This is a genomic window from Blautia caccae, assembly GCF_040095955.1.
GTDB classification, from domain to species: Bacteria; Bacillota; Clostridia; order Lachnospirales; family Lachnospiraceae; genus Blautia; species Blautia celeris.
In genome coordinates, this window is record NZ_JBBMFP010000010.1 from 61,444 (window position 1) to 82,475 (window position 21,032).

General features: G+C 48.5%; 13 protein-coding genes. 2 read left to right on the forward strand and 11 right to left on the reverse strand.

Annotated features, from left to right (window positions below; all coding sequences use genetic code 11):
* Position 1: 1 nt before the first annotated feature.
* From WMO65_RS12650 to WMO65_RS12680, 7 genes are all read right to left on the reverse strand, one after another.
* Positions 2-1,000, reverse strand: coding sequence for an ABC transporter permease (locus WMO65_RS12650; protein ID WP_103733112.1), 999 nt, complete (start codon positions 998-1,000; stop codon positions 2-4).
* A 33-nt stretch (positions 1,001-1,033) separates the two neighbouring features.
* Entirely contained in the window at positions 1,034-2,968 is a 1,935-nt protein-coding gene (locus tag WMO65_RS12655; RefSeq protein WP_225305189.1) for an ABC transporter substrate-binding protein, read from the reverse strand.
* A gap of 163 nt (positions 2,969-3,131) precedes the next feature.
* Positions 3,132-4,640 carry a response regulator gene (locus WMO65_RS12660; protein WP_148392852.1) on the reverse strand — a complete coding sequence of 503 codons (1,509 nt, stop codon included), beginning with the start codon at positions 4,638-4,640 and terminating at the stop codon, positions 3,132-3,134.
* 258 nt (positions 4,641-4,898) lie between these two features.
* Positions 4,899-6,290 (reverse strand): alanine/glycine:cation symporter family protein, encoded by a 1,392-nt coding sequence (locus tag WMO65_RS12665; protein ID WP_187370612.1) that lies wholly within the window; start codon positions 6,288-6,290, stop codon positions 4,899-4,901.
* Between the two features lie 140 nt (positions 6,291-6,430).
* Complete coding sequence (gene addA / locus WMO65_RS12670) at positions 6,431-10,213, reverse strand: helicase-exonuclease AddAB subunit AddA (protein WP_148392851.1); 3,783 nt, start codon at positions 10,211-10,213, stop codon at positions 6,431-6,433.
* A gap of 3 nt (positions 10,214-10,216) precedes the next feature.
* Positions 10,217-13,648: a helicase-exonuclease AddAB subunit AddB gene (gene addB, locus WMO65_RS12675; RefSeq protein ID WP_148392850.1), complete on the reverse strand. Its 3,432-nt coding sequence runs from the start codon at positions 13,646-13,648 to the stop codon at positions 10,217-10,219.
* Positions 13,649-13,662: 14 nt separating this feature from the next.
* A complete protein-coding gene (locus tag WMO65_RS12680; RefSeq protein WP_033139207.1) occupies positions 13,663-14,478 on the reverse strand; it encodes a Cof-type HAD-IIB family hydrolase in 816 nt (271 codons plus the stop codon).
* A 323-nt stretch (positions 14,479-14,801) separates the two neighbouring features.
* On the opposite strand from WMO65_RS12680, the gene WMO65_RS12685 reads away from it, so the two are divergent.
* Positions 14,802-15,344 (forward strand): type III toxin-antitoxin system ToxN/AbiQ family toxin, encoded by a 543-nt coding sequence (locus WMO65_RS12685; protein ID WP_033139206.1) that lies wholly within the window; start codon positions 14,802-14,804, stop codon positions 15,342-15,344.
* An 80-nt stretch (positions 15,345-15,424) separates the two neighbouring features.
* Entirely contained in the window at positions 15,425-15,862 is a 438-nt protein-coding gene (locus tag WMO65_RS12690) for a hypothetical protein (protein ID WP_018597792.1), read from the forward strand.
* Positions 15,863-15,987: 125 nt separating this feature from the next.
* Here WMO65_RS12690 and WMO65_RS12695 read toward each other — a convergent pair whose 3' ends face one another.
* The 4 genes from WMO65_RS12695 to WMO65_RS12710 all read right to left on the reverse strand — a co-directional run bounded on the left by WMO65_RS12695 (position 15,988) and on the right by WMO65_RS12710 (position 20,701).
* On the reverse strand, positions 15,988-17,205 hold the full coding sequence (locus WMO65_RS12695) for a LysM peptidoglycan-binding domain-containing protein (RefSeq protein WP_187370611.1): 1,218 nt from the start codon (positions 17,203-17,205) through the stop codon (positions 15,988-15,990).
* A gap of 199 nt (positions 17,206-17,404) precedes the next feature.
* Positions 17,405-18,262, reverse strand: a complete 858-nt coding sequence (locus tag WMO65_RS12700) for a carbohydrate ABC transporter permease (RefSeq protein ID WP_033139205.1) — start codon at positions 18,260-18,262, stop codon at positions 17,405-17,407.
* Positions 18,262-19,302: a carbohydrate ABC transporter permease gene (locus WMO65_RS12705; protein WP_033139204.1), complete on the reverse strand. Its 1,041-nt coding sequence runs from the start codon at positions 19,300-19,302 to the stop codon at positions 18,262-18,264. The genes WMO65_RS12700 and WMO65_RS12705 overlap by 1 nt, the downstream gene beginning before the upstream one ends.
* 64 nt (positions 19,303-19,366) lie before the next feature.
* On the reverse strand, positions 19,367-20,701 hold the full coding sequence (locus WMO65_RS12710) for an ABC transporter substrate-binding protein (protein WP_033139203.1): 1,335 nt from the start codon (positions 20,699-20,701) through the stop codon (positions 19,367-19,369).
* Positions 20,702-21,032: the final 331 nt, after the last annotated feature.

The following is a 21,032-nucleotide window of genomic DNA, read 5'->3' on the forward strand; positions in this document are numbered from 1 at the left end:
CCTAACTATAGCGGATTCGCGGGTCCAGGAATGGATACAGCAGGTCTATGACAAAGGTTGTCAGGGCAACACTGATGACTGAAATGGTGATCGTACCCATGATCAGATTGTAGTCACTCTGCAGGATTCCCTGATAGATCAAACTGCCCAGCCCCGGAAATCCAAACAAGATCTCTGTCACAAGCGCGCCGTTGAAGATACCGCCAATCTGCAGCGCCAGATTGGTGACCTGGGGCAGCATGACATTCGGCATCACATAACGCCTCATGATACGTCCCTCGTGCAGACCTTTCAGTCTTGCAAATTTAACATATTCCTCTTCATTGGCATTGCTTACCATGGTCTTCATGCTGATGACCCACCATCCGAAACCTACCAGTATCAGAGACAGTGCCGGCAGAAAGCAGTTCCAAAGTATACTTTTGATATGTACCCAGTTAAATCCTTCCCCCTGCACAACAAAGGACAGCGGAAATACGGGAAGCAGATAACAGAAGAACATGATCAGCAGCAGTGCGAAAATGTAATATGGAATAGGATACATGAGGATCGCGATCCCTTCCAAAAACTTTGACAGGGGCTTATCCTTACGGAAACCTGCCAGAAGTCCGATCAGGTTTCCGATCAGCCAGGACAGGACCGTGGTGGTCAGCATCAGCCCCAGTGTCCACGGCAGCGCCCTGGCGATCATCTGCATAACCGGTGTGGGATATGCGGACAGGGACGGGCCAAAGTCATGAGAAATAACCACACGTTTAAAAAAATCCAGATATTGGTGCATGACAGAACCGTCCAGGCCGAAGAGGGAATTCATGGATTCCCTCATCTGCTCGACTGCCTCCGGGCTCATGGAACCGGCATTGGACGTCATCTGTCCAATCATTGCTTCCACCGGGTCATTCGGCATGAGCCTCGGAACAAAGAAGACGGTTGTCACACCAATAAAAATCACGAGTAGAAATGTCGCGATCCTGGAGAGAAGAAATTTACCAAATTTCATTCGTTGCCTCCTTATGATTGGTGTTGTGACAAATTATTTTGCAGCTTCGATTTTCGTAGTATAGAATCTGAATTGTGACCACCACCACCAGGGTCCCTCAAAGGGATTCTCTGAATCCTGGAAACCGGTCCAGTATGTCTCCACAACGGGAACAAATTTTGCTGTTCCGAACATGGGGATCGCAGGCATTTCGTCCACAAAGATCTTCAGCATCTCTTCCACCGTTTTGTTTACCTCCGGGTCATCCGGCTCCAGTGTCTGCAGTTTATCAATGGCAGCGCTCAGCTCTTCGTTGGCGTAACGCTCTTTGTTGCCTGCTGCGTTTTCCCCGTTGGGAAGAATATATTTTTCGTGCCAGGTCTGGATATTTTCTGTCAGGTCGGGAATCAGTCCGCAGAACGGCCAGTATGCGCCTGTATCGTAATTTCCTGTGGCATAGGATGTCCAGAATGTGGAGGAATCCTGCTGTTTTACCTCAGCCTTCACTCCGAATTTACTCCAGGCATCCGCAACGGCAAATGCAAGCCGCATGGATTCGATCTCAAAATCCGCCGGTGCCAGAATAATGATCTCCCAGGGTTCTCCCTCCGGTGTCATCCACTGACCGTCTTTTTGTGTAAAGCCGTTTTTCTGGAGCAGTTCTGCTGCCTTGTCTGTATCATATTTCCACCAGCCGATACCGAAGATATCCGTGATCTCCTCATCTGTGGTCGGAAGATTTTCCACGCCTTCCGTCTTAAGAAGTTCTACCATCTCTTTTGCTGTGTTCTCATTGAAGGGTTTGTATCCGTCCTCAAAGGCATACGTTTTCAGCCATTCCGCCATTGGTTTCTGATATACATCTGTGAGTGCTGTTGTGGGCGGCACAGCCAGAGGGGAAAATTTCAGTTTTCCGCCGAAGGTCGCCATGCTCACCTGCTTGATATCCATACTCAGTGTCAGCGCCCAGCGCACATCCCTGTTGCTGTAATATTCGTTGGAGCAGTTGAAAGAAATACCGCGCTCGCAGGGGTCATCCGGGATTGCATACGGAAATTCCTCGGTCCAGCATTTTGCATTGGGATTTTTCTCTTTCAGGATATCCCAGCTCTCCGGGGAAATATCCTGCAGAATGTCAATCTCATTGTTCACGGCTGCCATGACACGTTTCTCTTCACTCCCGAAATATTTGAACAGTACATACTGTGGTTTCGGCTCGCCGTCAATGACGCCTACGTCTGATTTATCCCAGTCCTCTCTCTTTTCATACAGGAACCAGTTTCCCTGAGCATCACGTTTTGACAAAGTATACGGCCCGAGGGACAGAGGGTCTGTGTATTTAAAAGTGGCCGGGTCCTCTTTTTCCCAGATGTGTTTCGGAAGCACTTTAAAGTTGTTGCCAAACACAATAACGCCAAGTTTCTGCTGGGGCTTCACATTTGGCTCCACAAGCTCCATCTCCACTGTGTATTTGTCCACAGCCTTCATGCTTTTTACAAAGGACTTGTACCAGCTTCCCCAACTGAATTCCTCTGTGCTGCTGAGTATATCGGATGTAAACTCCACATCCTCTGCAGTGAACTCCACGCCGTCCGACCAGGTGATGCCCTCCCGCAGGTGGAACCGGTATTTTGTGTTGGTGTCATCCATGGCTTCCGGAAAATCCGCTGCCAGGTCACAGGTCTGTTCTCCATTCATGGTGTCAGCCTCCCACAGGCACGGATACAGGAGCTGGTGAAGGCCGCAGTCCATGGCCACACAGCCTGTCATATAGGGGTTGAAGTTATCCGGGTCTGTCTGTGTACCGCTCAGCATGTCTACGATCAGTGTATCCTTTCTGGGTGTTCCCACATCTGTCATCTTATCCCCCGACGCTGCAGTCTGTTCTGATGTTCCCTCTTTGGATTCACCTGCACCGCCTCCGCAGCCGGATAACAACAGGGCTGCTGCTGTGGCAGCCGCTAAAATTTGTTTCCCTTTTCTACGCATCTTTTTTCCTCCTTTGTTTCTTGTTTTGATGGTTTCAAGTATATCTTTTTCTGTAAAAAAAACTGTTGATTTCATTAGATTTCTTGTAAATATATTTTATATTTCACAGAAAAAAACAGGAATCATCAGTATTTTGACGATTCCTGCCTCTCATACATCATGTTTATTTATTCATTATTTTCATTCGATACTCTTTGGGAGACATTTTCTTAAACTTCTTGAACACACTTCCGAAATAGGCGGAATCTTTAAATCCCACCAGTTCCGCTATCTCTCCTATCTTTAAATCTCTCTCCTCCATCAGGCTGACCGCTGCCTTTATCCTAATCTGGTTCAGATATTCCCCCATGGAAATTCCCATATATTTTTTAAATTGAGAGCTGAAATACCAGGGATTCAGTGAAACATACTCCGCAACCTTCTGCAGAGACAACTCCTGCATATAATTCGCTTCTATATATGCAGATGCCAGCCGGATATAAGAGGGCACCTTGGCCTTTTCCTGAAAAAAGCTGAGGATCTGCTGCAGATATGCTTCCAGATTGGCCCATGCCTGCATTAAAGTTCGGCTGTTTCTCAGGTCTGAAAGAATCTTCTCCTGTTCAGAAAGACTCTCCGGAATTTTACCTGCCTCCTCAGTCTTTATCCGCTCCTCCAGCAAGTAACAGAAATGTATCATACCCTTTTTTAACTGCACCGGTTCAAAACCATCTGTTCTGCCAATCAGCCGCCGTCTGCCTTCGCGCAGTGTCAGCTGGAGCTGATCTTCTCTGCCCCGCATGAGGATCATCTCAATTTTTGAAAACGGAAGAAACTCCTCCATTTTGATTTCCTCTGCCTGACTGGTTTTCTTCTGCCATATTTCCTCATCCCAGGCGTACAGCCTGCCGTTAAAATCCATATAAAATTCCCGCTCCAAAAGTGTATGTACCGTCTCCTGCAGTTCCCGCTGTCCCCACTTAAAATTTTTCTTCAGATGAACAACAAGATCCCCGTCATTCACACAGATTTCCGGAAAGCCTTCCCCTTCCGTTCCTGATATAGGCGTTACGATCCACAGTCTGTGTTCTTCCACGGTCCCTACAGCGTTTCTCTTTCTCAGCTCTTCCCTTGACCGGTACATAACTGCCTCCCACTCCTCACGGCCTCTGTCCCTGTCTGACCACATAGTGCACACACACGCTTTCCCCTCCGGAAATATACAGAAATCCTTATCCTGCCAGTCTTCATTCCCTTTCAGCAGTTTAAAAAAACGACGCTCCCTCTGTTTTTCCTCCGTCTCCTGAGCCCGCTCTTTTTTCTGCCTCTCCACTTTCTCGAATATTCCCAGGATTTCCTTGCGTCTGCAGGGTTTCAGAAGATAATCTACCGCTCCGTTTTTCATGGCCTGACGGATATATTCATAGTCCGTATAGGCACTCATGGCAATCATGACGATCTCAGGACGTATGTCCCGGATCTTCTCTATCAGAGTGACCCCTGATATGTGGGGCATTTTAATATCTGTCACCACCACGTCCACCTGACCCGGATTTTCCTCAATAAAACGGATGGCAGGCTCCGGATCTGTAAAGCTTCCCGTTATCTCGTGATCCGGAAACTCCTCCGCCAGCAAGTGGCTCATCCCCTGCAGCACTACTTGTTCATCATCAATCAATACAATCTTCAGCATAGTTTTCCACCCGCAATTCTGATCAATTTTCTGTTGACAGCTCTTTTTAACACAGTTCCTTTTCTGTATCTGTCCCCCATATGCCGCAGCTAAAAATCCTCTGCAAACTGCAGATATACAGAATATGTAGATTATTATAATATATTGTCGAATTATAGACAATGGGTAATCACTTTATTTCCTCTATTTCACATCAGGCAGACGCAAAAGAACCTGCGGCAGTCAGCGCAGGTTCTCTCTATACCTCTTACAGCAGGTTTATTTTTTCTTTACTTCTTTCTGGAAATCAAAACATTCTTCCGCCACCACATTACTGAGCATCAGAAGACAGATCAGGTTTGGTATCGCCATAAGACCGTTCATTGTATCTGAAAAATCCCATACGATCTGCAGCGTTCTTGTAGCGCCCACAAATGTGATAAAGGAAAACAGCACCCTGTATATCCTATTCATCTTTGTAGAGCGGACTAAGAATTCCAGGGATTTCTCCCCGTAGTATTCCCATCCCAGGATCGTGGAAAAGGCAAAAAGCATGATGCCAATGGATACCAGATAGCTTCCCATAGGACCCAGTGCACTCTCAAAAGCTTTTATGGTCAGGTTCACACCCGTGATCAGTTCACCGGAGGCATCCTTCATACCGAGGACACCGGAGGACGCAATGACAAGACCTGTGACGGAACAGACTACCAGTGTGTCAAAAAAGGTTCCTGTCATATTGATATATCCCTGTCTGGACGGATAATCCGTCTTGGCTGCAGCCGCTGCAATGGGAGCGGAGCCGAGACCTGCCTCATTGGAGAAGACGCCTCTGGCAACACCCCAGCGCATAGCCGATAACATTGTGGCAATAATATTGCCGCCCACACCGCCGGCTACCGCCTTTACGGAAAATGCCATGCCGAATATCTGGGCAAGCCCATCGGGGATATGCTTTGCATTTATAATAATAACACCTATTCCGCATGCAAAATACAGAACTGCCATAAAAGGAACCACCTTCTCACAGACCTTACCGATGCTTTTAATTCCACCTACCAAGACCACCAGTGCCAGTGTTGTGATCACTACGCCTGTCACAATGTTCGGAATCTTGAAGGTGCTGTTCAAAGCGTCCGCAATAGAATTGGCCTGTGTCATGTTGCCGATTCCGAAAGATGCCAGGACCGCGAAGACAGCAAAAAGCGTTGCCATCACTGCACCCAGTTTTTTGTATTTAAAACCGTTTTTCATGGCATACATAGGGCCGCCAACCATCTCGCCGTCTGCGTTCATTTCCCTGTATTTTACAGCGAGAACGCTCTCCGCGTATTTGGTGGAAAGCCCGAAGAGAGCAGATATCCACATCCAGACGATCGCGCCGGGACCGCCCATGACCATGGCAGTGGCAACACCCACAATATTGCCGGTACCTATGGTTGCCGCAAGAGCGGTCATCAGAGACTGGAACGGTGTGATATCACCTTCCCTGCTGCCCATGCCTTCCTTATCGGGATCTTTAAAAATAGACTTCAGCGCAAATCCCAGATTGCGCCATGGCAGGAAATTCAGCCGAATGGTAAGAAAAACTCCTGTGCCCACCAGCAGTACCAGCATAAAAGGGCCCCATACAAAATCATTCACTGCTTTCAGTATTACTGCAAAATCCATACGTTACCTCCCTCACATGCGACAACGCAGAAAGGGACAGACTACCGACCGTCTGCCCCTTTGCTCCATCGCGTTATCACATCAACGTTTTATTCTTTCTTCCTATCATAACATGGGGGAAGGGGTTTGTAAATCTGAAATTACGGGGCAGCCTGCTGCACAGCCAATCCCTTCTGTAATTCCACGGAGTAAATATACTTCTCCGTCACTTTCCTTCCCGTCACCCGTTCCAAGGCCTCCGCATAGTAATCAAGCTGGACCCTGTACATCTCGATCAGATCACTTCCGTCTCTGCGGCGCACCCTGTCTGTTTTGTAATCCACAAGTACAATGCTGTCCCCCTCGTAGAAGAAGGCATCAATGATTCCCTGTACCAGAACACGCTCCTCCTCCGGGTATTCCTCCTTCAGCCTGTCCGCTGCGATCTCCATGACAAAGGGCTGTTCCCGATACAGCGATCCACGGGTCTGGGCTTCTGCCATGCGTCTGCCAATGGAGGAAGCGGCAAACTGATACACATCACGGGGAGAAACCGTGCGGCGGATCTCACTGTCAATCCTGTGTTCAGACTCCAGAGCCAAAAGCTGCTCCTCCGCCTCTTCTGCAGACCCGGCTTTTGAAAAGTCAAGGCACTCGAATACCCTGTGGTATGCGGTACCTCTTCCGGCTCCTGTCAGTCCTTCCTCGCGTTTTTCAATAAAGGACGGGATATAGGGTATCATCTCCTCCTCCTCTTCATACCAGGAAGTACTCTCCTCGTCTTCCATGTGCAGCCGCTTCACCTCGGATACCGTGACCTTTGCAGGAATCTTGTCCCGGTCCGAATAAGGATAAGAATAGGTAAAACGCTCCTCAATCTGTTCCCTGACCTTTTCATCCCAGACTGCGGCTGTATCAAATTCCAGAATTTCCTGCTTTTTCATCTTCTGTATCATTCTGGTCTCCGCTTCCTCCAGTGTAAGCTTTGTGGGTGAGATCACCTGTATATGGAAACCGGCCTCGTCATCGTGGAGCGGATTTAAAACATAGGGGCGTTTCTCATAGGAGAGGTACACTTCATCCATACAGCGGTGCCTTGCAAGGGCAGGGAAAATCCAGTCCAGATAACAGCGGGCTTTTGCCAGCCTGCCGTAGGATATCCTGCGCTCCTCCTGTTTTTTCAGGGGTTCTAAGGCAGTCAGCCGCTTTTCCAGCCTGGAGGTACTTCCGGTGAGGATCAGTTTTTCCTTGGCGCGGGTCAGTGCCACATAGAGAATACGCAGTTCCTCTCCCAGATTCTCAATCTGTATCTGGCGCTGTACTGCTTTTTTCAGAAGAGTCGGCGTTTTGGTGCGCAGCTCTGCATCCACCCAGTCGGCGCCCACTCCCAGATCAGGGTGCATGGCAAGGGATGCTCTGGCATCCTGCTGGTTGAACTGTTTTCCCATGCCGGAGACAAAGACCACCGGAAATTCCAGACCCTTGCTCTTGTGGATACTCATAATCTTCACTGTATCTTCATTTTCGGAAAGAATGTTCGCCTCCCCGAAATCCACCTGGTATTTCTGCAGATTCTCTATATACCTGACAAAGTTAAAGAGGCCCCGGTAGCTGGTGCTCTCATAATCCCTGGCCTTCTGAAGAAGCATCAGCAGGTTGGCCTTCTGCTGTTCCCCGGAAGCTCCTGCCTGTATATAGTCAAAGAGTCCTGTCCTGTCATAGATCTCCCACAGCAGTTCATGCATGGGTGTGTAGGGAACTTTCTTCCGGACACTCTCATACAGCTCCAGGAAACGGCCTGCCTTCTCCCCGGTCTGCCTGTCCCCGGCATTATCCGATTCACACAGGCTTTCTGCCGCCAGAAGTGACTGATACATGCCGGATTTCTCCATCTCCCTGCCCACGCATTTTACACGGGCCAGCTCCTCCATGGAAAATCCGCCCGGCAGGTTGTGAAGCGCCCCGGTAAACGGAATGTCCTGCAGCGGATTGTCCAGAATGCGCAGATAATTCAAAACGGTCATAACTTCTGAGGCGGAAAAATATCCCGTCTTTGTCGTCACACTGGCCGGAATCCCCTGGGCATTCAAAACGCGTTTAAAAGTCTCCGACCAGCCGGAAAGGGTTCTGAGCAGTACCACACAGTCTCCAAACCTGGCCGGGCGGTACTGTCCCGTGGTTTTGTCAAGAACAGGATAGGAACCCACCAGCTCCTGAATCCTTGCGGCAGCGGCTCTGGCCTCCAACTCCTGTACATTTTCACCGGACTCCATGACCTTCCACTCTTCCTCATCTGTCTCCACCAGGATCAGTTCCGTATCCGCCGCCGAGTTCTGTCGCTTCTCTGCCGCATCCGATCCACCATCCTGCCGGTTCTCTGACGCATCCGGTTCCCCATCCTGTCCCGCCGGATACGGTGGAAAAGATGCACCCGGATACAGCGCCGCTGCATCATCGTACTCCACTTTTCCAAGCGCTTCCCCCATGATCTGATAAAAAAGGAAATTCACCCCGTCCAGCACTTCCTTCCGGCTTCGGAAATTTTTGTGCAGGTCGATTCTCAGGCATTTCCCTCCGGCTGTGGAATAAGTTTTGAATTTTTCCATAAACAGATCCGGCCTTGCAAGACGGAAACGATAGATACTCTGTTTCACGTCCCCTACCATGAAAATATTGTTGTTTCCTTCCTCCATCTTAGACACAGCGTTTAAAAGCTTTTCCTGTACAAAGTTACTGTCCTGGTATTCATCTATCATGACCTCAGCAAATCTGTCCGCCAGTTCCTTTGCCGCCTGAGTCCGCTTATCCTTCTCCCCGGAATGGTCCACCAGGATCTTCAGGGCAAAATGTTCCAGATCGGAAAAGTCCAGTATATTTTTCTCCCTCTTCTTCTCTGCAAACGCCCGGGCAAACGCAAGCGTCAGATCAATGAGCACACCAACCGGACCTCCCGCCATGCGCACATACTCCGCCGCGTCCTCCAGAGAGAGGGCAAAATACTGTTCCTTCAGTTCACCTAACAGGTCTTTTACCTGCTGCCGCAGATTCTTTGTAAGCTCCTTTGCCTCCTCTGAGACCTGGGAATCCTTTTTTGCCGCAAGCCTGGCAAAGGAAAGACCGGAAAAAAGTCTCTGCCATTCCTCAAAGGAATCCGTCTGCAGCAGTTTCTGCACAAACGTCCTGTCAGATTCCAGGGCATTTTCATAATAATAAGGTCCGCCCTCTTCTCTGGCTGTCTCCAGCGCCGCGTCTGCCAGATTCATGGCCTCCTGCAGGCTTTTTCTGATATCCTCTTTGATCATCTGCATCCATCCGGCCTGTTCCAGTTCCTCCGCGGAAGAAATGCTGTAAGCCTCCTTACAGGACAAAAGCCATTCCTCAGGATACGGATAGCTGACCGAAAAGGCATAGAGGCGCTTTATCATATCCTCAATCCCCTCATCCGTCTTCCCGGTGGAAAAACACTCCACAAACTGCAGAAATTCCGGCTCTTTCCTGCTGTATGCATCATCAAGCACCTGGGCAGCTACATCACCCTGCATCAGGCGAAGCTCCCCCTCCTCCGCCATACGATAAGAAGGGTCCAGATCAATGAGATGAAAATAATTTTTCACCACATAGGAACAGAAGCTGTCAATGGTGGTGATCTGCGCGTGGTGAAGCAGTGTGCTCTGCCTCTGCAGATGCTCATTGTCCTCATCCTCCGCAAGCTTTTTTTCAATCGCCAGCCGGATACGTTCCCGCATCTCCCCCGCAGCCGCCCGGGTAAAAGTCACAATCAGCAGCCTGTCAATATCCACCGGATGCACCGGATCTGTGACCATGGAAATAATACGCTCCACGAGCACAGCCGTCTTGCCGCTTCCCGCCGCTGCACTGACCAGTATGTTGCAGTCTCTGGAATCGATCACCTTCTGCTGCTCTGTTGTCCACATCACTCCCATTTTTTACACCTCCTTATCCACAGGGTCCTCAGACTTTTCCCCGTCTTTCATTCTGCCCCATATCTCCTCCGGCTTCAGAGGATTCAGTCTGCGGTAGTGGTATCCCGCGGTTTTCTCGTCAAACCCACAGGCACCTTTATAAGGACAATACTGACACGCATTTCGTTTTCCCATCTCATAAGGCTGAGTCTCAGCCTCCCCTGCTAAAATCCTGCGGCCGATCTCCTTCATCTTCTGGTTTACATAATTCGATATCAGACGGAACTGCTCCGGGCTGACCGCACTGGAATTCCGTGACAGGCTTCCGTCCTTGTTGATGGTCACCGGAACACAGAGGGATGAGGTACCGTTTGCGCTCAGGTTTTCATCCAGCTTTTCCAGCACACCCCTGTCTGAGGAGGCCAGGCCGTTCATGCGCAGCTCCTTCAAAATGCGGCGGTTCAGCGCCTCCGGGTCCTCCTCCTCCACTTTCTCAACCACAGGATCTTTGATATTATAGTAAAAAATACCTGCAGGCACCACCTGCTTATCCGGATGGTTCCTCTGCTCCAGCTCCATAGCTGCGTTCATATACAGCACAAGCTGAAGCTGCAGGCCGTGATACAGAGCCAGCAGGTCAAAGGAGGTGTTTCCTGACTTATAGTCAATGACCTTCACCAGAACCTTGTCCTCCTCCTCGCAGGTATCCACCCGGTCAATCCTGCCCAGGAGTTTCATTTTCTCCTCCTTTGACAGGGCAATGTTGATACTCTCCAGAGAATCTGCCATGGCAAAAGAGACCTCGAAACGGCTGGGCGTGAACGCTCCCTGCTCCATCTGCTTTGTCAAAGCCCAGATGGTGCGCTTCATCATCCTTTTTACCCGGCTGACCATGTATTCATTTCTGGCACTGCTTTTCAGCACGGTATTTCCGTAGTAAGAAACTACCTCCTCCACACAGTCTTCTGCCATCTCATCCATCTGAACCTCATCAAGAGCAGTCCATGAAAGACCGCGCTGGTGCATTTTTTTTGCAAAACTCTCAAGGCCGCTGTGCAGTACATTTCCCATATCCATGGGGCTGAATTCATATCTGGCCCGCTCTTTTAATTCCAGGCCGTACGCCATAAAATGGGCACAGGCACACTGGGCAAACAATTCCAGACGGGTGGCGCTGTTCTCCAGGGTGGTGCCATAGAGCGCTCTTGCCACACTTCTTCCGATCTCATCCTCAGGATTGATGCGGAAAGCTCCTTCCACCATATTCTCCATGGTCTGTTTCCAGGCATCCTGCTTCTGGTACCAGGAAAAAAGCTCCTTCCAGAGCAAAGAAGGCTCACGTTCCAGAATTTCCTTAAATCCCCATGCCAGATACGCAAGCGCGCTTTTGGGATTTTCCACTTCCCAGACAGCATCCTCGGACGGCCGCTCCAAAACAAGCGCCGGAAACAGCTTCCTGACTGCACCGATCAAAAAGGACTGGGTCATGGGTTCCCCTCCGTCGTCGGCTCTGCTGTAGGAGAGATACAGTTTATCGGATGGCTTTGTCATATTCAGGTACAGATAGAACCTCTGAGTGTACAGATTCTCCCGGTAGGTGGGCGCCAGGGCAACAGAGGAAGCCTTTAAATCCTCCCGATTCAAATCTGACAGGATCTTGCCTGCAGCGTCCTCTCTTGGAATTTTCCCGTCATTTACACCCACAAAGAAAAGCACCCGGATATCCTTAAGCCTGGTCCTCTCCATATCGCCCACAAGCACCTGGTCGGAACTGGGCGGAATAATACCGATCTTCACTTCGGAAAGGCCTGCCTCCAAAAGCTCCTTGAACTCCCGGAGGCTTACTTTCTCCTCCCCCAGAACCTCTGTCATCTTGTCAAAAAGGTCCATGACCATGGGGTAGATCTGCTCATATTCTTTTGCCCTGTCCATGGCGTTTTCTTTTGCGAACGCTTTTCCGCTTCTGTCCAGTTTTTCCTGGATACCACAGGCAGTGATAAATTCATAGAAGGCCAGGACGCGTTCCCGGACAGTCCCTTTTCTGGTCTTCATCTGTTCCGTGAACGGGGCCAGGGTGTCCATGAGCTGCTGCCGTATCCTGTCAATCTCAGGAACCTCCTCCGGCTTTTCCCCGCGGTAGTGGAGCACCCACTCCTCCTGCCATTTGCGGAACCCACGGATTCCCATGCCAAGCACATAATTTTCCAGCCAATCCATATCCCGGCAGGGCAGATCCAGCAGTCCGCAGCGCAGCAGCCGAAAAACACTCTCATAACTGTAATTTTCCAGAAGCATATCCACAGCCGAGCGGAGAAATTCCACAAAAGGATTCATGAATACAGACTTTTTCCGGTCTATGAAACAGGGGATATCAAACTTATCAAAGGCCCTTGCCGCATGGTCCGCATAGGTCTCCATATCTCCTGTGATCACTGCGAAATCCCGGCATCTGTATCCTTCCTCCCGCATCAGGCGGCGTATCATAAGAGCTGTCTCCTCCATCTCCCGGGCCGGGTTTCTGCTCTCCCGAATATGGACTGCCTGCTGTTCTTCTGTATAGACTTCCTTTCTGAACCGGAACAGATTCCGTTCCAGAAATGCCATGGGCTTATTATCGGAAAATCTTCCGTTTTCTTTTACCCATGTCTCCTCAATCTGACTGCCCGCCGCCCCCGCAAGTTTACATAACTTAGACACGGTTTCCCTGCTCAGATGAAAGAGATGGTGGGGGCTGCCCGGGCGATAGGGGTCCAGACGGTCATCCATAGTGACGGTCACGTACATGGTCTCACACAGAGGGAGAATCCGCTCCAAAAGCTGCAACTGAATAGGGGTAAAACCCGTATAGCCGTCCAGGACCATCACACTCCCGGCCAGCTTTCCGGACTTCCCTGCCACCCTTCCCAGCACCTCCAGCACTTCCTCCTGGGTGATAAAATTCCCTTCCAGGTAATCAAAAAATCCCTGGTACAGCACAGAGATATCTTTCAGCTTATAATACAGCTCCGGCTTATTTTTCGCATAGTCCAGCATAAGGTCCATATCCTCTTTTGTGACCTCATACTGCTTCAGCTCTGACACCATGGATTTCATCTGGGAAATATAGCCCTGCTTTTTCATTTTCTCTCCCAGGATCTTCAGTTCCTTTTTCTTCTCCTGGGACACCTTGCGAAGCACCAGGCTTTTACCCGTCTCTTCCAGGACCTGCGCGCAGGATTCCCCTGTCTCCTCCAGAACGCGGTAGGCAAGGCGCTCAAAACTCAGGACATCTATGTTCAGAATCCCCTTTTTGGGGTGCATCATTACAAGCTCTTTCTGCGTCTGCATGGTAAACTGCTCCGGAACCAGCACCAGATACTGCCGTCCGGGATGCTCCATGGATTCCTGTATGATCTTCTGATAAATATAGTGCGATTTCCCGGCCCCTGAAGCGCCGAATATAAAATGCAGCGGCATGGACTCCCTCCTTATTATTCTTTCAAGAAAAATTTCTCTATCACTTCTTCGACTCCGTCCTCATCATTGCTGCGGACTGTGATATAGTCAGCCACATCTTTTACCTTTTCCTGGGCATTTGCCATAGCTGCCCCAAGGCCTGCAAACTGTATCATGGATATGTCGTTATATCCGTCCCCACAGCACACCATCTCTTCCCTGGATATGCCCAGAAGCTTCAGCAGCTTTTCCAGACAGTAGGCCTTGTCCACATTTTTAGGCGTTGCCTCCAGGAAAAACGGCTCTGAACGGAATATCTGGGCCTCATGGAGATACTCCTCAGCCAGAAGCGGCTCAATTCTCTCCAACTCATCCGGCTCTCCTGTGAGAAGACATTTATTCACCGGGAAGTTTACATAATTAGGAAAATCCTGTCTGTAACAGATGGGCAGTCCTGTGATCCTTGACTCTGTCTCCATATAGATATCCGGCGTTGTCCCGGCAATGATCTGCTCCTCTTCATATGTGATGATCCCTACCTCATGGCGCACTGCGCTGCGGTAGAGCTTTCTGGGCATTCCCAGAGGAAGGGTCTTGGAATAAATGCACTCCTTTGTCTTCCAGTTCACGATCCTGGCACCGTTAAAGGCCAGCACATAACTGCCGTATTTATCAAACTCCAGTTCATCTGCCACCGGCGCGATCCCCCTTGTGGGCCGCCCGGAAGCAATGGCCACCAGGGTGCCCTGCTCCTGCAGTTTCTTTATGGCTGCTTTTGTCCTCGGCGTCACTTTTTTCTCTGTATTGGTAACTGTGCCGTCAATGTCCAGCACAAGCAATCGGTACTTCATATTTCTCCTGCCTCCTTAGCGACAAAAATTGTCTGCAACCAGTGTATCACAAAACGGGGGCGGAACCAACCTTGTTTTTCTGTTGGGGAATATTCTGAGCTCTAATTTTCTTGACATATTTTTAGTCGAAACGTATAATAATGATATAGATGAGCAATCATCATCAGGTGAGTTCCTACCAGAAGTGGAAAACTTTAACATCAGGAGAGTTCCTGCCAGATAGTGGAAAACTTTAACATCAGGAGATTCCCTGCCGGACAGTGGGAAACTTTAATATTAAGGGGCAGTCTTAGGACTGCCTCTTTTCATCAAAGGAGACAGATATGGATACTCTACGATTATATGAAATTTCAGAAGAATACATCGCTTTTCTAAGAGCCGCTGATAGAAATGTATTCTCAGCAAAGGAAAATGACCGAAAACATACCAGAAAATATCTGGGTATTGTATATATTATTAATAATTATTATTACTATATTCCTCTTTCCTCTCCAAAAAACACAGATTACCAAATAATAAACGGTGAGCGGCGAATACGAAAAAGTATTATCCCAATCATAAGAATTACTGCGGTTTCCTCAAACGGAGAGCCGGAGTTGAAAGGAACCTTAAAACTGAGCAACATGATACCAGTTCCAGCATCTGAACTTACTTTGTACGATATCGACAATGAGTCAGACCGTCGTTATAAAGCATTGATACATAAAGAATTAATCTTTATCCGTAAGAATCAAAAGAAAATAAAACAGAATGCCAAACTTCTATATAAGCAAAAATCCGAAAACAATTCTTCCATCGGCTACCTGAAAAGCACAGTCGATTTCCGACTTCTCGAACAAAAACATGACGAGTTCATTCGCAGGTAATTTGTCCTCCCCAAAAGAATCCTTGCATATTTTCCCCACTTTCATAATAAGTTATAAAAAGGAATGCAGGAGGTGCAGCCATGAGCTCAAAGACCAAGATTGTCGTATTACATATGAAAGAAGTCATTTATACCATTATTTTCGTGGTACTTGCCATTCTTCTGGCGGTTCTTCTCTTTATGATGTTCGGAAAAGACCGGAAAGCCGACTCAGCCGCCACTTCAGCCGCTGTCTACCACGCTGGCGTGTATAAAAGCCCCATCACACTAAATGGCAACACATTTGACGTTGAGGTTACCGTGGACGAAAACCACATAAATGCCATATCTCTGGTAAATTTAAGCGAGACCACCACTGCCATGTATCCGCTGATGGAGCCCGCACTGGATGCGCTCTCCAGCCAGATATACGCATCGCAGACCACGGAAAACATCACCTATACAGACGAAAACAAATACACCTCAATGCTTCTGCTGGACGCCATCAATGAGGCACTTGACAAAGCAAAAGCTGACTGAACGCTGCGGCTCTTATCATGGCCGGCTCATACAAAAACGGGGATGCTCCGGAACATCCCCGTTTTTTCTGTCTGTTCTTCTATCTGTTCTTTTGCCTGCATTTCATATCGTCTCTTCCTGCCTGCTCAGCTGACTGTAAGAACTTCCCCGGCGTAGATCAGATTCGGGTCCGCTATCCCGTTAACTGCCGCAAGCTGTGAAACCGTAGTCCCAAACCTGTCCGCGATCCCTGACAGCGTATCCCCGTAACGCACAATATAGGTCCTTCCCACATCCCCCGTACTTCCGGAGGCTGAAATCTGCAGAACCTCCCCGGGATAGATCAGGTTCGGATCAGAGATATGATTTATAGCCGCAAGCCTTGCCACAGAAATCCTGTACATCCGCGCTATCCCCCAGAGGGTATCTCCTCTTCGCACCATATACGTGTTATCCACCTGAGAAGACGATACCTGATCCGCAAGTGTGATCCTCAGCACTTCCCCGGGGTAAATCAGGTTGGGATTTGCTATCCCATTTTCAGAAACAATAGCAGATACACTGGTTCTGTACATCCGGGCAATCCCCCACAGCGTATCCCCGCTCTTAACCGTATACTCCACCGTAGACGAAGAAGGTTCGGGCATAGGCACAGGCCCCGGCACGCTTCCCGCTTCCTCTAAAAACATAGCATCTGTATAACGGTCCAAATCCACATACCCGGAAATCCCGGCCACATTCCCCGTATCCGAATACTGCCATCCTGCCCATGAGTCCCAGTTCACCTGTGACGAAGGCTCTGACACATCATATTCCGCGATCCAAAGGGGGTATTCTGTCAGCTCTCCCCCAAACACGTTCCCGGCATTGTAGGCATCACTATACACCACTGTCCCTTTACCGCTCAGGTTTTCCACGGTCCTGATAAACGCCAGCCCAATCTCATTCGCCTCCCCGGCACTCAGACGGGTCAAATCCTCAAAATCCATAGCCAGCCGGCACTGAAACTCCTTTCCCTGAATCACGTTCACATAAAAATGTGCTTCATACACCGCCTGGGAAACTGTCCTGGCGGTCACATAATGATAAAATCCCACATTCAGCCCTGCTGCCCTGGCTCTCTCATAATTATGTTCAAAATATGGGTCAGTATAATCACTTCCCAGACTGGACCGGATATAGACCGTATCCACTCCGGTACCTGCCACCTCCTCAAAATCAATATCCCCCTGCCACATACTCACGTCAATCCCCTGCCGCTGATTCCCATCTTCAGGCGGCAGCGCGAAAACCGATGTACACCCCAACAGCATGAAAACACCAAAAAACAATATATATGAAGATACTCTCCTGATCATATTCATAAAAATCCCTTTTTTTCTATCATATGACCCTCGTTTCCAATCGGTCACCTGCCGCCCTCCACTACCAGGGGAAAGCAAAGGGCCCGGGGCCGGGAGGCAAAGGCATCCGGACCCTTTGCTTTCCATGTCCATGTACCAAAAAAGCACCGGATACATTCTCCCCATATCCGGTGCCCAACTTCAAAACCTTTTTCACTTCTTACTTAATCGCTCCATCCACCATTCCCTGTATAATCTGCTTCTGCGCAAACAGGAACAAAATAATAATAGGAATCATAGCCAGCAGCGCTGCCGATAAGATCAAATCCCACTGCTTCACATAAGACCCCACAAAACTGCTGACCGCCACAGGCAGTGTCTTGATCTTCCCATTCAGCCCCAGCATCAGAGAGGGAAGCAGGTAATCATTCCAGATCCAGATACCGTTCAGTATCAGAACCGTCACCTGTACAGGTTTCAAAAGCGGGAAAATAATACGGAAGAACGTCCCTTCCGGACTGCACCCATCGATCCAGGCAGCCTCCTCCAGCTCATAAGGAATCCCTTTCACAAACCCATGCAGAATAAACACGGACATAGACCCGCCGAATCCCAGATAAGCAAAGATAATCCCCTTATAACTCTGCAGCATCTGAATCCCGAAGAAGTTGGAGGTTTCCCGGAATGTGGAAAGCAGCGGTAGCATAACGACCTGGAAAGGAATAACCATAGCTGACACAAACAGCATAAAAATGAAACTGGACCATTTTGTTTTGTTTCTCACCAGAACCCATGCAGCCATACTGGAAAATACGGTCAGCAGCAAAAGGGAAACCGCTGTGATCAGCAGAGAGCTGAAGAAAGAATTCCAGTAGTTAAAGTTCTGGTTATGTATTACATTGCTCAGATTTGTAAAAATCTGTCCCCAATGCTCCGGCAGGGAAATAGGGCTTGTGATAATATCCGCGCTGCTCTTTGCGGAGTTCACAACCACCAGCAGGAAAGGAGCCAGGATGATAATTGTAAGAATCACACCAATAATTTCTGCGATTCCGGTTCTTATTTTCTGTGCCTTCATTACATTTCAACCTCCTTCTTCTTACTGATGGATACCTGTGTCAAAGACACGATCGCCAGGATGATAAAGAATACCACTGCCTTTGTCTGTCCCAATGCATACTGGTTTTTACTGATAGCCGTGTTATAAATATTCAATGCCAAAAACTCGGTTGCCTGCACCGGTTTACCCGCCAGAATACGGCTGGGCGCACCATTGGTGATAGCCAGGTTCAGGTCAAACTGTTTGAATGAGTTGACCAGTGTCAGGAAAATACATACAGTAAATGTATTTGCGATCATGGGAACCTTGATCTTCAGCAGGGTTGTGATCTGGTTAGCCCCATCCACATTGGATGCCTCCAGAATATCCTTTGGCACACTCTGCAGACCTGTCACATAGATCATCATAATATACCCCGCGTACTGCCAGGTACTTACGATCAAAATAGCGGCGATCGCCAGATTGGGATCTGTCAGCATGGACGTGCTGCCTTCGATCACAGTTGTCATTACCTTGTTGAAAATAAACTGCCATACATAACCAAGTACAATACCACCAATCAGGTTCGGGATAAAGTAAGCCGCACGGTAGAAGTTTCTTCCCTTAACTTTTGATGTACAAAGAAGAGCCAGTCCGAAAGCCACCAGGTTCACAGCCAGCATATTGATCACCGTGAAGATAAAGGTTACCACAAATGAATAAATATAATCATTTGATTTAAACATACTGATGTAGTTGCCAAGTCCCACAAACTTCTCAAATTTGATTCCATTCCAGTCTGTCATGGAGTAAAAGATACCGCAGGCAAACGGAATCAATACTGTCACCGCAAACGCAAAGATCAGCGGAAACAGGAACAGCACATTGATAATGGAGCGGTGCTTTCTGGTCGGAAGCAGGTAGACGCCGGCTATCACAAGCAAAGCCCCTGCAATAAGAAGCGGTCCCCTGATCGTGGAGGCGCTGCCCGAAAAATCCATATAGAGTGCTGCTGCCATACCTATAATGCCCGCAGCCATGGCAGCGATTGATATCGTTTTTTTCAATTGAACATTCATGCCTTTTCCCCTTTTGAAAATTTACCGGCTGTCCTCCCCTCGGGGAAAACCGCCGGTAAACTGGTTAATTGCTTCCGTTAGATGCTACATAATCTTTGATTACTGATTCCATGGTGTCTACAAATCCCTGTTTATCCAGCTGTCCTTTTGCGTACAGCTCAAATACAGCTCCTGTGGCATTCTGTGCAATACCTTCCGGCTGTGTCAGCCAATCCCATGCATAGGTTTTTCCGTCTTTGATGTAAGGAAGCATGCTTTTTGCCAGCGGTGTGCTCGGCTCCAGTGTGCAGGATTTATACGGAGAAACCATTCCGCAGTCCTCAACCAGGGCTTTCTGTCCCTCTTCGCTCTCTGCCAGTGCCTTTAAAAATTCCTTGCAGGCGTCAATCTTATCACTCTCATTATAGATACCCCATACAGCCGGTGCGTCCACTATGATGCCGTCTGTATCCTCTTCCATAAATGCCGCCGGTGCCAGTCCGCATGCAAACTCTGCTTCATAGGTGGGAAGTGACGGGTCGATCCAATTACCCTGGGTGATGAATGCTGCTTTTCCTGTAGCCCACAGTGCAAGCTGGTCATCATATGTACCGGAGATCAATACGTTCTGATCTGAATAATCAAACAATAACTGAAGCCAGTCACCGAACTGTCCCATTCTGTCTTTATCAATCTCCCCTTTGTTCAGCTTATCAATAATATCTTTGTCCGTTCTGTCTTTTCCCTGAGAAATGTAAGCTGCCATCATATGGTTGCCCGTTGACCAGTACATCTGTCCTGACTCTGCCGCTACAGCACACACAGATGTAATTCCCAGCTCGTCCTTCATGGAATCTATCTTCTCAAATGCCTCTTTGTAAGCATTGATATTTGTCAGCGCTGACGGGTCAACCCCCGCTTTATCCAGAATATCTTTGTTGTATGCCAGACCGATTCCTTCCAGTGCGAAAGGCATTCCGTATACTTTTCCGTCCTCTCCCTTAAACGCATAATCCGTATCGTCGATCCAGGACTCACCGTCCAGTGGTTCCAGCCAGTCTTTAAAAGAAGATTTGTAAGAGTCTGCAGCAAATGCAAAGATGTCCGGCATGTTGCCTGCTGCATAATAATTTTTGAGCTGTCCGTTTACATCCACACCGCCGCCCAGGGATTCGATCACAACTTCCTGTCCTGTCTCTTCCTGGTACTGCTTTGCAAACTCTTTCAAAGCTCCGTCAATCTCGATCTTTGTGTTCATAAAGCGAATGGCATCCTTGCTCACATCCGCTGTGTCCGTTGTCCCCTGTGTGTTGTCGTCTGCCTTGCTGGTGTCATTTCCACTGCCTGTATTTCCTCCGCATGCTCCCAGTGTAACTGTCATTGCTCCGGCAAGCAGTGCCGCTAAAACCTTCTTTTTCATCTCTCTTACCAACCTTTCTGAGGATTATCTTTTTATACCTTTTGCGCATAAGGTTTTGATGCTTTGTATCTTACCACCACTTCCGCGTAAAATCAATGTTTTTTATAACCTCTTATATTCATTTCTCTATTTTTCACAGAAACACTTCCCATTTTCCTGGTATTCAGCCTATATTTTTGTATAATTTTTACAAAAGGTTTTTCGCAAAACCTTTTTCTGTTCATTCGACACTTTAATACTTTTGCGCATAAGCTTATATTCTACATTCTCTGCTGCTGCCCTTTTCTTATGTCATTCACATTGTACACAATCCATAAAAAAACAAAAAAAA